Origin of the sequence: Halomonas sp. DQ26W (assembly GCF_003339685.1) — a bacterium.
Lineage (GTDB): Bacteria > Pseudomonadota > Gammaproteobacteria > Pseudomonadales > Halomonadaceae > Halomonas.
Genome location: NZ_QPKI01000013.1, coordinates 65,079 through 78,595 on the forward strand (window position 1 = coordinate 65,079; position 13,517 = coordinate 78,595).

The window sequence follows — 13,517 nt, forward strand, 5'->3', positions numbered from 1 at the left end:
GCATTGAGGCAAGGCCTCATGCAGCGCCCGGCGCCGCCGCCCGACCTGTGCCGTCGCGGCGAAGGGCGGCCGCTGAGCTTCTGGCAGGCGACAGCCTTCCTGTTCGCCAACCCCAAAGCCTGGGTCATGGGCCTGGCGCTGATGGCGGGTTTCCCGCCCAGGGCGGCGATACACTGATAAATGCTTTGATACTGGCAGGTTTTGCCGAGCTGGTGGCGCTTCCCTGCATCGCGCATGCAAAGGCGGGGTCTGGTTCAGGCCAGTCGAGCCGGGGCCACCAGCTTCTCAAGCGTAGCCTGGGCGCGGTCGCCAAACGGATGTGAGCGGCGTGTGCTCTCGTCCACCTGAACGATGACTGTATTGGCCGTAGCCACACAGCGTAGGTCCTGGAACACGCCTTGTTGCAAGGTAAGCGAACTGCGACCGACACGTGTGACTCGCGTGCCAATTTCCACCTGCCCGGGCCAGTTCACCTCCCGGTGGAAGTTCAACTCCAGGCGGGCGATGACGAAGGCTGTGCCTTCCTCTACCAGCGGTGCATCCGGATTGTAGATGACATTGACCCGCCCGCTCTCCAGGAATGTGGAAAAGATCGCATTATTGACGTGCCCCTGGCGGTCGGTATCGGCATAGCGCAGCTTGTCGAAATCGTGGACAGGAAAGTCATCCAGCGTCAGGGTTTGCGGGTCGAGCGGATTCTCGGTTTGGCTCATGCAAGCGCCTCCAGCAGTAGCTTGGCAGTAGGCTCGGAGGAGGGTGGGTTCTGCCCCGTGATCAGTTGGCCATCACGACGGGTGTAGGGGGTGAAGACGTCCCCCTTGGAATAGTGGGCTCCGCCTTCGATCATGGCATTCTCCACCAGATGCGGTACGACATCGGTGAGGCCTACAGCATCTTCTTCTTCGTTGGTGAAGCCAGTGACCTGGCGGCCGCGAATAATCAGCTGTCCCTCGGTGTCGCGGGCATGGATCAGCACGATGGGAGCATGGCAAACGGCAGCTACCGGCTTCTGCTGCGCCCAGAAGTTTTCGATCAAACGGATGGAGTCTGCATCGTCCACCAGGTCCCACAGCGGGCCATGGCCGCCGGCGTAGAAGACGCCGTCGAAGTCGTCGGCACTTACCTCGCTCAGGCGGCGAGTATTGGTCAGTGCTTGCTGAGCCTGGCCATCCTCTTTGAAGCGACGGGTTGCCTCGGTCTGACTATCCTTGGCGTCGCTTTTGGGGTCCAGAGGCGGCTTGCCGCCCTTGGGCGAAGCCAGTACCACCTCGGCGCCGGCATCCAGGCAGGCGTAGTAGGGTGCCGCCAGTTCCTCCAGCCAGAACCCGGTCGGCTCGCCGGTATCGCCGAGGCGGTCGTGAGAGGTAAGTACCATCAGAATACGTTGGCTCATGAATTTCTCCTGTATTGATGCCCGCGGTAGCTGTGTGCATGGACGTGGTTTGTCTTGAGCGTAGCGTGTCTGTCCAGGCAAGGCATACTTGTGTTTGCCAGCGAGAGGGAGATTCAAAAATGTGAATTCTCCTGGATGCTCTTGACACCCAGCTTGTTACTTCGTAAAGCCATTTTATGAGTAACGAGTGATTTCCTATAAATTGAATTGCTGGCTGAATTGAAGTACTGTTGTGAAATTTAGCTGGCAGTGCCGATAAATGTCTGTATTTTTTAAAAAAACAGCCGAGCCTGAGGTTTCTTGTTCAAGTTGTCAGGCTTGCTGCTGTCGATTAGAAGTAATGATCATTTCAGATACGGGTGTTCCCGAAAAGCATGTTGCTTACGATGAGTGGGGCGGAGAAAGCATGCGGCGTTTGCAGGATGGTTGGTGCTCGGCGTTGGATCGTGAAACCTTCATGTGCACGATTTACGAACATCGTCCCTGGATTTGTCGCGAGTTCGAAGTGGGTTCGCATGAGTGTCTTACAGAAAGGAAAGAGCTGGATAAATTCCATCACACCCCATTACCGCGCATCTGGTGAGGTCTCAGCGCTTCACGTTGTCAATGCGCGACTTCCCCAACACCCTCAACATCCCCAATACCCTCAACAAGCCGTTCCGATACGCCCTGAGCAGCGGATAGAGACGTGCCGTGCGTTCACGGCTCGCAAATAGTTGACACATCAGCCGGTTGAGCACGCCGCTGCGGGTGCCGGGCAGCGAAAGCTCACCCGTGAACCGGTCCTGGTTGCGTTTCTGCTCCCCTTAGCATGACGGCGATAGCGTACCGTTGCCGGGCCAGACTGATCAGTTCGCTTTCAGCGGCCGATTGTCAGGTGATACCATCACGCCCCATACGGTAGCAGCCACGCGCCCCTCGCCCTTCCCAAGCTTTTACGCCCGGTGCCCAGTTAATGGAAATCAAAGTCAATTTTCTCGAGAATCTCAGACTTGAAGCCAAGTTTGACGATTTCACCGTCATCACTGATCAGCCCATTCGCTATAAAGGTGAGGGTTCGGCGCCAAGCCCCTTTGATTACTTCCTGGCGTCTTCCGCGCTGTGTGCAGCCTACTTCGTTCGCGTCTACTGCCTGGCGCGTAACATCCCTACCGAGAATATTCGACTTTCCCAGAACAACATCGTCGATCCGCAAAACCGCTACAACCAGATCTTCAAGATCCAGGTCGAGCTGCCGGAAGACATCTCCGAGAAGGACCGCGAAGGCATCCTGCGCTCGATCGACCGCTGCACCGTCAAGAAAGTGGTGCAGACCGGCCCCGAGTTCCAGATCGAGACGGTGGAGAACCTGGACGAGGACGCCCAGGCCCTGTTGATGGCCAAGCCCGACGAGGCTGCCTACACCTGGATCGAGGGCAAGGACCTGCCGCTGGAGCAGACCATCGCCAACATGTCGGCCATGCTGGCGGACCTGGGCATGAAGATCGAGATCGCCTCCTGGCGCAACATCGTGCCCCACGTGTGGTCGCTGCACATTCGCGACGCCGCCTCGCCGATGTGCTTCACCAACGGCAAGGGCGCCACCAAGGAGAGCGCACTCTGTTCGGCGCTTGGCGAGTTCATCGAACGCCTGAGCTGCAACTTCTTCTACAACGACCAATTCTTCGGTGAAGAGATCGCGAACAGCGAGTTCGTCCACTACCCGAACGAGAAGTGGTTCCAGCCCGGGCCGAACGACGAGCTGCCCGAAGGCATCCTCGATGACCATTGCCTCGCGATCTACAATCCGGAGGGCGAGCTGGGCGGCTCGAACCTGATCGACACCAACTCCGGCAAGGTAGAGCGCGGCATCGTCGCCTTGCCCTTCGTGCGCCGCTCGGATGGCGAGACGGTCTACTTCCCCTCGAACCTGATCGAGAACCTCTACCTCAGCAACGGCATGAGTGCCGGCAACACGCTGCAGGAGGCGCAGGTGCAGTGCCTCTCGGAGATCTTCGAGCGGGCGGTGAAGAAGCAGATCATCGAGGAGGAGATCGCCCTGCCCGACGTCCCCCAGCAGGTGCTGGCAAGGTATCCCGCCATACTCGAAGGCATCCAGGCGCTGGAGGTGCAGGGCTTCCCGGTGCTGGTCAAGGACGCCTCCCTGGGCGGCCAGTTCCCTGTCATGTGCGTGACCTTGATGAACCCGCGTACCGGCGGCGTCTTCGCCTCCTTCGGTGCGCACCCCAGCTTCGAGGTAGCGCTGGAGCGCAGCCTCACCGAGCTGCTGCAGGGCCGCAGCTTCGAGGGCCTGAACGACTTCATGCCGCCGACTTTCAATACCATGGCCGTGACCGAGCCAAACAACTTCGTCGAGCACTTCATCGACTCCTCGGGGCTGCTTTCCTGGCGCTTCTTCAGTGCCAGGTCGGAGTACGAGTTCTGCGACTGGGGCTTCTCCGGTACGAACGAGGAGGAGGCGGCAACGTTGTTCGGCATTCTCGAGGAGTTGGGCCTGGAGACCTACATGGCCGTGCACGAGGACCTGGGCGCCCCGGTGTGTCGCATCCTGGTGCCGGGCTACTCCGAGGTGTACCCGGTGGACGACCTGATCTGGGACAACACCAACATGGCCCTGGACTACCGCGAGGACATCCTCAACCTCCACGCCTTGAAGGACGAGCAGCTGGCCGACCTGCTGGAACGGCTGGAAGAGAGCCAGCTCGACGACCACATGGACATCATCACCCTGATCGGCATCGAGTTCGACGAGAACACCGACTGGGGGCAGCTCACCGTTCTCGAGCTGAAACTGCTGATCAACCTGGCCCTGCAGCAGCATGAAGAGGCGCTCGAGCGGGTCGAGATGTTCCTGCAGTACAACGACAACACCGTGGAGCGCGGGCTCTTCTACCGTGCGGTGAGTGCGGTGCTGGAAATCCTTCTCGACGACGAGCTGGAGCTGGGCGACTTCCTCCACAACCTTCAGCGCATGTTCGGCGAAGAAACCATGGCGGCCGTGGTCGGCTCGGTGATGGGTGAGGTTCGTTTCCACGGCCTCACACCCACCAGCATGGCGCTGGAAGGCCTGGAGAAGCACCAGCGCCTGATCGAAAGCTACAAGAAGCTGCACGCTCACCGCGCCGCCAGGGCGGGGGTGGCGCTGTAAGCCATATCAGAACTGGGGGAACCATGAAGCCATGAGTGACGATGACACTGAGATGGGGTTAGACACCGCCGTTTATAAAACGCTGCTGGAGTCTACCCAGGCCATCCCCTGGAAAATCGATTGGGAAACGTTGCGGTTCGCCTATATCGGTCCTCAGATCTAGCGCTTGCTGGGGTGGTCCCAGGGCAGTTGGGTCGGTATCGACGACTGGGCCGAGCGCATGCACCCGGATGACCGTGATCGGGTCGTCAACTTCTGCGTGGAACAGTCCAAGGCGGGCATCGATCACGAGGCGGACTGCCGCGCCCTGAAAGCCGATGGCACCTACATGTGGATTCGTGATGTCGTGCACGTGGTGCGCAATAGCGTCGGCGATGCGGAAGCGTTGATCGGCTTCATGTTCGACATCAGCGAGCGCAAGCAGAACGAAGAGAAGCTGCTGCGGCTACAGCGGGAGCTCGAGGAGCTCTCTTATCAGGATGGTCTCACGGGAGTGGCGAATCGCCGCCTGCTCGATTCCGTGCTGGAGTCCGAATGGGCGAGTGCCCGGCGCGCCGGTCTGCCTCTCTCGTTCATCATGCTCGATATCGACTGCTTCAAGCAGTACAACGATCACTATGGCCATCTCGTCGGCGACGATTGCCTGCGACGCGTGGCGCATATTCTCGGTTCCTCTCTGTTGCGGCCACGCGATTTGCTGGCACGCTTCGGCGGTGAGGAGTTCGCGCTCGTCTTGCCAGAGACGGACCTTGAAGCCGCACGGCAGGTGGCGGAGCGCTGCCGAGCAGCCATCAGCGATGCGGCCATAGCGCACCGAGCTTCCGATGTCTCTCACCTCGTCACCGCCAGTATGGGGGTGGCAACCGCCAAGCCGGCGGACGGCGGCACACCGGCCAGCCTGGTCGAGCAGGCGGATCGGCGACTCTATCGTGCCAAGCAGAACGGGCGGGATCGTATCGTTGGGGAGTGACAAAGAGGGCACCCCGAGCCCGTTAATGACTCGGGATGTTGTCGTTTATAAGCACCTAGTGCAACGGGCTAGCCCCTACACCTTGCTCACGATCAGCGCCGCATTCACCCCGCCAAAGCCGAAGCCGTTGCATAGCACGTGCTGCGTGTGATGTTCACGTGCCGAGCCCGTGACGATGTCCAGGTCCTGCAGGTCCTCGTCGGCGTTCTCCAGGTTCAGGGTAGGGGGCAGGCGGTCGTGCATGACAGACAGGGCGGAGAAGATGCTTTCCACGCCGCCGGCGGCACCGAGCAGGTGGCCGGTGGCCGACTTGGTGGCGGAGATCGTGATGCCGGCGAGGGCGTCGCCGAAGGCGTTGCGCAGCGATGCGATCTCGGCCCGGTCGCCGACCGGCGTCGAGGTGGCGTGAGCATTGATGTGGTCGATCGATTCGGGAGACAGCCCCGCCATCCGCAGTGCTGACCGGATGGCCGCCGCGGCGCCCGAGCCGTCTTCCGGGCCGGCGGTGATGTGGTGGGCGTCGGCACTGGTGCCATAGCCGCTGAGGATGGCCAGGGGCGTCGCCCCGCGCGCCTCGGCGTGGGCCAGGGTTTCGATCACCAGCAGCCCTGCGCCTTCGCCCATGACGAAGCCGTTGCGGGCCTGGTCGAAGGGTCGCGACGCCTTGGCGGGGTCGTCCTGCTCGGTGGAGAGCGCCTTCATGGCGTGGAAGCTGGCCAGCGACAGCGGGTCGATACAGGCCTCGGCACCGCCCACCAGGGCCACGTCGGCCTCGCCGCTGCGGATCATGCGCATGCCGTCGCCGATGGCCTGTACGCCGGCCGCGCAGGCCGTCACCGGGCAGCCCAGCGGCCCGCGGAAGCCATAGCGAATCGACACATTGCCCGCCGCCAGGTTGGCCAGGAAGGCCGGCACGGTGAACGGGGAGAGCCGGCGGTGGCCGCGCGTCGACAGGGTGTTCTGCGCCTGGGTGATGGTGGGGAAGCCGCCGATGCCGGAGCCCACGATGGTGGCCGTGGCCAGTTGGTCCGCCTCGCTCGACGGGAACCAGTTGGCCTGGGTCAGCGCCTCTTCGGCGGCGGCCATGGCGTAGAGGCTGAATAGCTCGATCTTGCGACGCTCCTTGGCGTCGGCCACGCGGTCCGGATCGAAGCCGGCTTCCGGGTCGTCGGCGATGTCGGGCACCGAGCCCGCGACCTTGATCGGCAGCTCGCCGGTATCGAAGCGATTGATCGGAGAGATACCGGAGCGGCCGGCAAGAAGGCGCTCCCAGCCTGCCTTGACGCCGGAACCGAGTGGGCTGATCTTGCCCATGCCGGTGATGACGAGCGGTGATTGCATGGTTATGTCCTGAACAGCTGGGGGTTGTGCCACGCTAACACTGGGCTTGATATGATCAAGGTAATATTCAGCGGAGTGTGAGGTTGCCATGCCCTACTCGACGAACCACAAGGCCAAATCGCGGGAACGCATCCTCAAATCCGCTATCGAGCTGTTCAGCCGCAAAGGCTTCGAGAAGGTCTCCATCGGCCAGATCATGAAGCTGGCCAAGATGACCCATGGCGCCTTCTACGCGCACTTCTCCTCGAAGGAAGCGCTCTACCATGCCTCGGTGCGGGAAACCCTGGAGGGCAGCCGCGCGGCCAGGCTGGTCAAGGGGCCGCTCTCGGTAAAGCACCTGATGGACCTGGTCGCCAACTGCTGGAACCTCCAGGAGCTGGAACGCAAGCGCAAGCCGGGCCCCGAGTCGGTGCTGTTCAACGAGATCGGCAACGAGAACGCCGAGATCCGCACGCTCTTCGAAGCCTCCTACCTGAGCGTGAAGAAGATGCTGGAAACCCGGCTCATCGCCCTGAGCCGCCTGAAGAAACTGCCCTTCGAACCCGACCGCGAGGTCATCGCCGACAAGTCCCGCGCCATTCTCGCCTCCCTGGTGGGCTCCGTGGCCATCGCCAAGAGCCTGCCCGGCGAGCAGGAGCGCCAGCACATCCTCAACGCCGCCCAGCGCAACATCCTGCAGATGCTCGGTGTCAACGAGAGCGAGCTGGAGAGCATGCTGGGCGAGGCAGGGCAGGAGCGGAGCCCCGCGTGGCATACTTCTGTGCGCCGAGCCCGGCTCTGCTCAGGGGCCGACCCGCTTGGACTCACCGGCGAAGACGCTCAGGCCCAGCCAGCGATGCATGTCGGCCTGCAGCTGGCGCTCCCCGGTCAGTTGAAGCTTGCCGCTGTCTTGTGCCTCCACCACGCTCATCAGGCCCATCCAGATGGCGGTCATGGTGCGCAGGTCGCTGACCACGTAGAGGTCGACATCGTGGCCGGGGTCCTTCTTGCAGAGGTCGACGACGCCATCCGCGCTCGACTTGTCGATGATCAGCCACCACTTCGCCCGCCTGGGCGTCACGTCGTGGTACAGAATCTGAATCGTGATACGCCGGGCCGGCAGAGGCTCGGGATTGAGGTTGCGGCGCATGTCCCACATCAGCAGCGAGGGATCGAGGTTCTTCATGGAGAGCTGCGTTTCCAGCCAGCGCTGTCCCCAGCAGCCCATCGCCATGATCACCGGGCGCAGTTCCTCGCCGGCCTCGGTCAGTTGGTAGAGCGGGTTGCCGCTTGCGGGGTCGTGTTGACGGCTCACCACGCCGAGCGCCTCCAGTTCGCGTAGCCGCTTCGACAGCAGGGCCGGCGAGATATGCGGCAGGCCACGGCGAAGGTCATTGAAGCGGTGGCTGCCGCACAAGAGCTTACGGATGACCAGGATGGTCCAGCGGGTGCCCAATACCTCCGAGGCCATGGCCCCGGGGCAGAACTGCTTGTATCCCCAGTCAGTCATCGAATTGCCTCCTCGGGGCGGCGTATCGACGGCGCTGTCCATGTGGTACAGATCGTGAATTCCTGTCGCGCCGGCGCTTCAACTAAGTTTAGTCGTACGTCTTTCTCTTGGCTTCGTATGGCGAGTTTTGGCGACCAAGACCTGGAACAACAAGACCTGAAACATTGGTGACGACAGGAGCCCTGACCATGAAAGCCACAACACTCGAGGGTACCGAGATCGAATTGAGCCCGGACATGCTGGCCGGCTTGAAGCTCCAGCTTCAGGGCCCGCTGTTGACGCCGGAGGGCCCGGACTACGAAGCCTCGCGTCGCCTGTGGAACGCCATGATCGACCGGCGGCCGGCTATGGTGGTGCGCTGCCTTGGGGTCGCCGACGTGATGGCGTGCGTGCGCTTCGCCCGTGAGCACGACCTGCTGCTCTGCATCAAGGGGGGGGCGGCCACAACATCGCAGGCCTGGCGGTGGCCGATGGCGCGCTGATGCTCGACCTTTCGCTGATGCGCGGGGTCTGGGTCGACCGCGAACGCCGGGTGGCCCATGCCCAGGCGGGGTGTGTGCTCGGTGACGTGGACCGCGAGACCCAGGTGTATGGCCTGGCCACCGTGCTCGGCTTCATCTCCACCACCGGCATCGCCGGGCTCACCCTGGAAGGCGGCTTCGGCTACCTGAGCCGGCGCTGGGGCTATACCACCGATAATGTGCTGGGCATGGACGTGGTGACTCCCGACGGCAGCCTGGTGCATGCCAGTGCCGATGAGCATGCCGACCTGTTCTGGGGCCTGCGCGGCGGCGGCAACTTCGGCGTGGTAACCGGCTTCGACTACCAGTTGTACCCCGTCGGTCCGAGCAGGCTCCGCCCGAGTTGACCCTGGTCGCCCTGATGCGTCCCGCGCCGCCGGCCCTCTGGCTGCCCAAGGAGTACCACGGCCAGCCGATCGTGGCGCTGCTTGCCTGCTATAGCGGTGACCCGAAGGAGGGCGAGTTGGTGGCCGCGCCGATCAAGGCATTTGGCCAGCCCATCGGCGACGTGCTGGTGCGGCGGCCCTATGCGCAGATGCAGAAGTTGCTCGATGCCACCCAGCCCAAGGGGCGGCGCTACTACTGGAAGAGCGAGTACCTACCGGGTATCGAGCCCGCGCTGTGCGACAAGGCGATCGAGCATGCCGGACGCATCCGCTCGCCGCACTCGGCGGTGATCCTGTTCCAGCTGGGCGGCGCCCTGAACCGGCATGACGACGACCATTCGGCCGTGGGCAACCGCGATGCACGCTATGTCTTCAACGCGGGTGGCGCCTGGGAATCGGCGGAGGACGACGCGGCGAACATCGCCTGGGCCCGCGAGGCGTGGGACGACCTGAAGGCCTTCTCCACCGGCGGTACCTACATCAATTTCTTGACCGAGGACGAAGGCCCGGAGCGCATTGAAGCGGCCCTTGGTCCGGCGCTCCAGCGGCTCGCCGAGATCAAGTGTCGCTGGGACCCGGACAACCGCTTGCGCGTCAATCGCAACATCGCACCCGGCTGAGTCGGGCGCTTGCCGTTTAAGCCGTTCGGTGGCCTGCGCCTAGGCTGCCTGTTTTACCGTGAGGTGGGTGAAAACGCGCTCATCCGAACAGGCTTCGGTCGTCACCCATGGCGTTCGTATTGACGTACGTACCTGAAGACGTACAATTGATGAAAGGGTGAACACACCAGAGGTGGACCATGACCGGAATAACCGCAACTGAGGCACGCAGCAACCTGTATCGGTTGATCGATGAAACGGCTGAATCTCACCAGCCGATCGTTATCCTGGGTAAGCGGAATAAAGCCGTCCTGGTGTCCGAAGAAGACTGGTCGGCCATTCAGGAAACGCTATACCTGCTTTCTGTGCCCGGCATGCGGGAGTCTATTCGCGAGGGGATGGATGCCCCTGTCGATGAGTGCGACGAGGAGCTCGACTGGTGACATGGAAGTTGGTCTATACCAAGCAAGCCCAGAAAGATGCCAAGAAGCTGGCCTCCAGCGGACTGAAACCAAAAGCTCAGGAATTGCTGGCACTGATTGCAGAAGACCCGTATCGGAAGCCGCCTCCGTTTGAGAAGCTTATCGGTGATCTTGCGGGAGCCTACTCACGCCGCATCAATATTCAGCATCGTCTGGTGTACCAGGTGCTTGAAGGCGAACGAGTCATTAAAGTTCTCCGGCTCTGGAGTCATTACGATTGATGCCTAACCGCTTTTTACGGACAATTTTTCTACTGCTTCGGACATTAGCCTTCTGGTGGTTGCCCTCATAGCCTGCCCCTATCGAGGCGAAAGCCTCCCTTCGCCTTGACGGCTTCGGTCCTGAATCCTTCACTAATACTGATGGCTTATAGGAACCCTCAATGCCTTCGGCATAGGGCCGGTAGGTGTTTACAAAAAATGAGGCGATACGGCTGTGTCGGCTCAAATTGCCTGTAGGCCACCATCTAGTCGAGGAGAATACCGTGTCTGATCAGAAGCCTACGCGCCAGGAGTGGGGGGCACGCACCACGTCCTGTCTGCAGGGGAACGAGCACTGGTGGCCCGACCAGCTCAGGCTCAATATTCTTCACCAGAAACCCCCCGACGCCAGTCTGTTCGGTGCCGACTTCAGCTATGCCGAGGCGTTCTCGCAGCTCGACGTCGACGAACTGTGCGCCGACCTCGATGCCTTGATGACCGACTCCCAGGAGTGGTGGCCCGCCGACTGGGGACACTACGGGCCGTTCTTCATACGCATGTCGTGGCACGCGGCCGGCACCTACCGCGCGGTCGACGGCCGCGGTGGTGGCGGCACCGGCGCCCAGCGCTTCGCACCGCTCAACAGCCGGCCCGACAACGGCAACCTGGACAAGGCGCGCCGACTGCTCTGGCCGATCAAGCAGAAGTACGGCGAGAAGATCTCCTGGGCCGACCTGTTGGTTCTCGCCGGCAACCGGGCGCTGGAGACGATGGGCTTTCGCACCTTCGGTTTCGGCTACGGCCGCGCCGATATCTGGGCGCCGGAGGACGACATCTACTGGGGCCCCGAGACCGAGTGGCTCTCGACCAACGACGAGCGTTATACCGGCACCTGGGAAGACGGCAGCCGCACCCTCGATAACCCGCTCGCCGCGGTGCAGATGGGGCTGATCTACGTCAACCCGGAGGGCCCGAACGGCGTTCCCGACGCGATGAAGTCCGCCCAGGACGTACGCGAGACCTTCGCCCGCATGGGTATGAACGACCGCGAGACCGTCGCCTTGACAGTTGGCGGCCACACCTTCGGCAAGATGCACGGCAACGGCTCGCCCGATGCCGTCGGCGACGCGCCCGAGGCCGCAAAGATCCACCAGCAGGGCATCGGCTGGGCCAACAAGAACGAGACCGGCCTTGGTGAGTACACCGTGACCTCAGGCCTCGAAGGCGCCTGGACCCCGACGCCGACCCAATGGGGCAACGCCTACCTCAACACCATCTTCGCCCACCAGTGGGAGGTCAAGAAGTCGCCCGCGGGTGCGAACCAGTGGGAGCCGGTCGAGGTGAAGGAGGGGTTCTGGGTGCCCGATGCCCACGTCGAAGGCAAGAAGAACCCGCCGGTGATGAACACCGCCGACATGGCGATGATCACCGATCCCGCCTATCTCGAGATCGCCAAGGAATTCCACCAGAACCCCGAGCAGCTCGCCGACGAGTTCGCCCGTGCCTGGTACAAGCTGCTGCATCGCGACTTGGGCCCACGCGCCCGCTATCTCGGCCCGCAGGTGCCCGACGAGGTGCTCGTCTGGCAGGACCCGGTGCCCGAGCACCAGGGGCCGCTGGTCAACGAGCAGCAGATCGCCACCCTCAAGCAGCAGATCGCCGACGCCGGCCTCAGCGCCAAGCAGCTGGTGGGCACCGCCTGGGCTGCGGCCTGCACCTACCGCCAGACCGACCACCGCGGCGGCGCCAACGGCGCGCGCATCCGTCTCGAGCCGCAAACCGGCTGGGACATCAGCCTGCGCTCCGGCGTGTTTGATGTGATCGACCGGCTCGACAAGATCAGGGGCGATTCGGACGCCAACATCTCGCTGGCGGACATGATCGTGCTGGGTGGCAGCGTCGGCGTGGAGATGGCGGCCAAGGCGGCCGGGCACAACGTCACCGTGCCCTTCACCCCGGGCCGCACCGACGCCACCCAGGAGATGACTGAGGTGGATACCCACGCCTACCTGGAGCCGAGGCACGACGCCTTCCGCAACTACATGCAGCCCCAGGTGACCTCCATCCCGGCCGAGCACCTGATGATCGACCGCGCCTTCATGCTCAACCTCAGCGTACCGCAGATGACCGCACTGCTCGGCGGCATGCGCGCCATCGGCGTCAACGTGGGTGACAGCAACGACGGCATCCTCACCGACCGCCCCGGCCAGCTGACCAACGACTTCTTCGTCAACCTCGTCGACATGGGCACCGTGTGGGAGCCCCTCGACGAGGAAGAGGAACGCTTCGAAGGCCGCAACCGCGCCACCGGCGAGAAAAAGTGGACGGCCACCCGCGTCGATCTCGTCTACGGCTCCAACTCCCAGCTACGCGCCATCGCCGAGGAGTACGCCGCCAACGGCGGTGAGGAGCGCATGCTCGACCGCTTCGTGAAAGGCTGGGTCAAGGTCATGGAGAACGACCGCTTCGACCTGCACCGCTGATGACAGGTCCGCGGTTGTAACGCGGGCCTCCTTCAAAACCGACCCCGAAAGCTGGGTATCCAGGCTTCGGGGTATTTATTTGGTTCTTCACACTTTGGCGTGAACCTGCTCTGCACAGACTGCATTGTGGAAGGACGCCTCGGCGATAGCGACGCAGGCGCTCCTTGTTGGAGCGCTCGGTTCGGCGCCCCGACTCTGCATCGCGACTGGCGCCGAGAGGCGCCTTGGAGGGGCCCGCCGCCACGGCGATAACCGTAACGTTTCCAACACCGCCGGGAGGCCTGCGGCCTCCAGTCGTGATCTAAAGATACTCCTACAGCGCGGTTACTGCTGCCCTTGTTGGAGCGCTGGTTTCCATCGCGACTGGCGCCGTCAGGCGCCTTGGCGGAGGCCACGGCGTTGGCGATGGTCGCTGGCACTGGCAACCCCGCCGGGAGGCCTGCGGCCTCTTCACGCCAGTCTGCGTAGAACCATTTATTTCAACCTCATTCTTTCGTTGGCGTTG

14 protein-coding genes and 2 pseudogenes are annotated in these 13,517 nt (G+C 62.7%); 12 read left to right on the forward strand and 4 right to left on the reverse strand.

Features of this window, described 5'->3' with window-relative positions:
• Positions 1–30 precede the first annotated feature (30 nt).
• Positions 31–323, forward strand: a pseudogene (locus tag DU490_RS08880) (LysE family translocator); the annotation flags it as partial.
• Here DU490_RS08880 and DU490_RS08885 read toward each other — a convergent pair.
• Complete coding sequence (locus DU490_RS08885; RefSeq protein WP_114573952.1) at positions 255–713, reverse strand: thioesterase family protein; 459 nt, start codon at positions 711–713, stop codon at positions 255–257. The pseudogene DU490_RS08880 and the gene DU490_RS08885 overlap by 69 nt on opposite strands.
• Positions 710–1,393, reverse strand: coding sequence for a type 1 glutamine amidotransferase domain-containing protein (locus tag DU490_RS08890; RefSeq protein ID WP_114573953.1), 684 nt, complete (start codon positions 1,391–1,393; stop codon positions 710–712). The genes DU490_RS08885 and DU490_RS08890 overlap by 4 nt, the downstream gene beginning before the upstream one ends.
• A gap of 259 nt (positions 1,394–1,652) precedes the next feature.
• Between DU490_RS08890 and DU490_RS08895 the strand changes: the two genes are divergently transcribed.
• The 4 genes from DU490_RS08895 to DU490_RS08910 all read left to right on the forward strand — a co-directional run bounded on the left by DU490_RS08895 (position 1,653) and on the right by DU490_RS08910 (position 5,511).
• A complete protein-coding gene (locus DU490_RS08895) occupies positions 1,653–1,976 on the forward strand; it encodes a YkgJ family cysteine cluster protein (protein WP_114573954.1) in 324 nt (107 codons plus the stop codon).
• 372 nt (positions 1,977–2,348) lie between these two features.
• The gene (locus DU490_RS08905) at positions 2,349–4,541 is read left to right on the forward strand and encodes an OsmC domain/YcaO domain-containing protein (protein WP_114573955.1); all 2,193 of its coding nucleotides are present in this window, start codon (positions 2,349–2,351) and stop codon (positions 4,539–4,541) included.
• A 31-nt stretch (positions 4,542–4,572) separates the two neighbouring features.
• On the forward strand, positions 4,573–4,704 hold the full coding sequence (locus DU490_RS17435; protein WP_255774874.1) for a hypothetical protein: 132 nt from the start codon (positions 4,573–4,575) through the stop codon (positions 4,702–4,704).
• 3 nt (positions 4,705–4,707) lie between these two features.
• The gene (locus DU490_RS08910) at positions 4,708–5,511 is read left to right on the forward strand and encodes a sensor domain-containing diguanylate cyclase (protein WP_258801537.1); all 804 of its coding nucleotides are present in this window, start codon (positions 4,708–4,710) and stop codon (positions 5,509–5,511) included.
• A gap of 75 nt (positions 5,512–5,586) precedes the next feature.
• Here the strand turns inward: DU490_RS08910 and fabF are convergent, their stop codons facing one another.
• Positions 5,587–6,852 (reverse strand): beta-ketoacyl-ACP synthase II, encoded by a 1,266-nt coding sequence (gene fabF / locus DU490_RS08915; RefSeq protein ID WP_114573956.1) that lies wholly within the window; start codon positions 6,850–6,852, stop codon positions 5,587–5,589.
• 88 nt (positions 6,853–6,940) lie between these two features.
• Here fabF and DU490_RS17440 point away from each other — a divergent pair.
• Positions 6,941–7,060 (forward strand): annotated as a pseudogene (locus DU490_RS17440) (TetR/AcrR family transcriptional regulator); the annotation flags it as partial.
• 573 nt (positions 7,061–7,633) lie between these two features.
• Here the strand turns inward: DU490_RS17440 and DU490_RS08925 are convergent.
• Complete coding sequence (locus DU490_RS08925) at positions 7,634–8,341, reverse strand: helix-turn-helix domain-containing protein (RefSeq protein ID WP_114573957.1); 708 nt, start codon at positions 8,339–8,341, stop codon at positions 7,634–7,636.
• 188 nt (positions 8,342–8,529) lie between these two features.
• Between DU490_RS08925 and DU490_RS17310 the strand changes: the two genes are divergently transcribed.
• The 6 genes from DU490_RS17310 (at position 8,530) to katG (ending at position 13,012) form a co-directional block, all read left to right on the forward strand.
• Positions 8,530–8,823, forward strand: coding sequence for a hypothetical protein (locus DU490_RS17310; protein ID WP_220270471.1), 294 nt, complete (start codon positions 8,530–8,532; stop codon positions 8,821–8,823).
• On the forward strand, positions 8,823–9,209 hold the full coding sequence (locus tag DU490_RS17315; RefSeq protein WP_258801541.1) for an FAD-binding oxidoreductase: 387 nt from the start codon (positions 8,823–8,825) through the stop codon (positions 9,207–9,209). The genes DU490_RS17310 and DU490_RS17315 overlap by 1 nt, the downstream gene beginning before the upstream one ends.
• Positions 9,206–9,868, forward strand: coding sequence for a BBE domain-containing protein (locus tag DU490_RS17320; protein ID WP_220270473.1), 663 nt, complete (start codon positions 9,206–9,208; stop codon positions 9,866–9,868). The genes DU490_RS17315 and DU490_RS17320 overlap by 4 nt, the downstream gene beginning before the upstream one ends.
• A gap of 179 nt (positions 9,869–10,047) precedes the next feature.
• The gene (locus tag DU490_RS08935) at positions 10,048–10,290 is read left to right on the forward strand and encodes a type II toxin-antitoxin system Phd/YefM family antitoxin (RefSeq protein WP_114573958.1); all 243 of its coding nucleotides are present in this window, start codon (positions 10,048–10,050) and stop codon (positions 10,288–10,290) included.
• Positions 10,287–10,550: a Txe/YoeB family addiction module toxin gene (locus DU490_RS08940; protein ID WP_114573959.1), complete on the forward strand. Its 264-nt coding sequence runs from the start codon at positions 10,287–10,289 to the stop codon at positions 10,548–10,550. Before DU490_RS08935 ends, DU490_RS08940 begins: the two co-directional genes overlap by 4 nt.
• Positions 10,551–10,813: 263 nt before the next feature.
• A complete protein-coding gene (gene katG / locus DU490_RS08945) occupies positions 10,814–13,012 on the forward strand; it encodes a catalase/peroxidase HPI (protein WP_114573960.1) in 2,199 nt (732 codons plus the stop codon).
• Positions 13,013–13,517: the final 505 nt, after the last annotated feature.

Excerpts from the sequence above, each read along its gene's own strand:
- DU490_RS17435 (WP_255774874.1), top strand. The coding sequence starts at position 4,573 with ATGAGTGACGATGACACTGAGATGGGGTTAGACACCGCCGTTTATAAA.
- DU490_RS08895 (WP_114573954.1), top strand. The coding sequence starts at position 1,653 with ATGTCTGTATTTTTTAAAAAAACAGCCGAGCCTGAGGTTTCTTGTTCA.
- DU490_RS08935 (WP_114573958.1), top strand. The coding sequence starts at position 10,048 with ATGACCGGAATAACCGCAACTGAGGCACGCAGCAACCTGTATCGGTTG.
- DU490_RS08890 (WP_114573953.1), bottom strand. The coding sequence starts at position 1,393 with ATGAGCCAACGTATTCTGATGGTACTTACCTCTCACGACCGCCTCGGC.
- DU490_RS08905 (WP_114573955.1), top strand. The coding sequence starts at position 2,349 with ATGGAAATCAAAGTCAATTTTCTCGAGAATCTCAGACTTGAAGCCAAG.
- fabF (WP_114573956.1), bottom strand. The coding sequence starts at position 6,852 with ATGCAATCACCGCTCGTCATCACCGGCATGGGCAAGATCAGCCCACTC.
- DU490_RS17310 (WP_220270471.1), top strand. The coding sequence starts at position 8,530 with ATGAAAGCCACAACACTCGAGGGTACCGAGATCGAATTGAGCCCGGAC.
- DU490_RS08925 (WP_114573957.1), bottom strand. The coding sequence starts at position 8,341 with ATGACTGACTGGGGATACAAGCAGTTCTGCCCCGGGGCCATGGCCTCG.
- DU490_RS17315 (WP_258801541.1), top strand. The coding sequence starts at position 8,823 with ATGCTCGACCTTTCGCTGATGCGCGGGGTCTGGGTCGACCGCGAACGC.
- DU490_RS08885 (WP_114573952.1), bottom strand. The coding sequence starts at position 713 with ATGAGCCAAACCGAGAATCCGCTCGACCCGCAAACCCTGACGCTGGAT.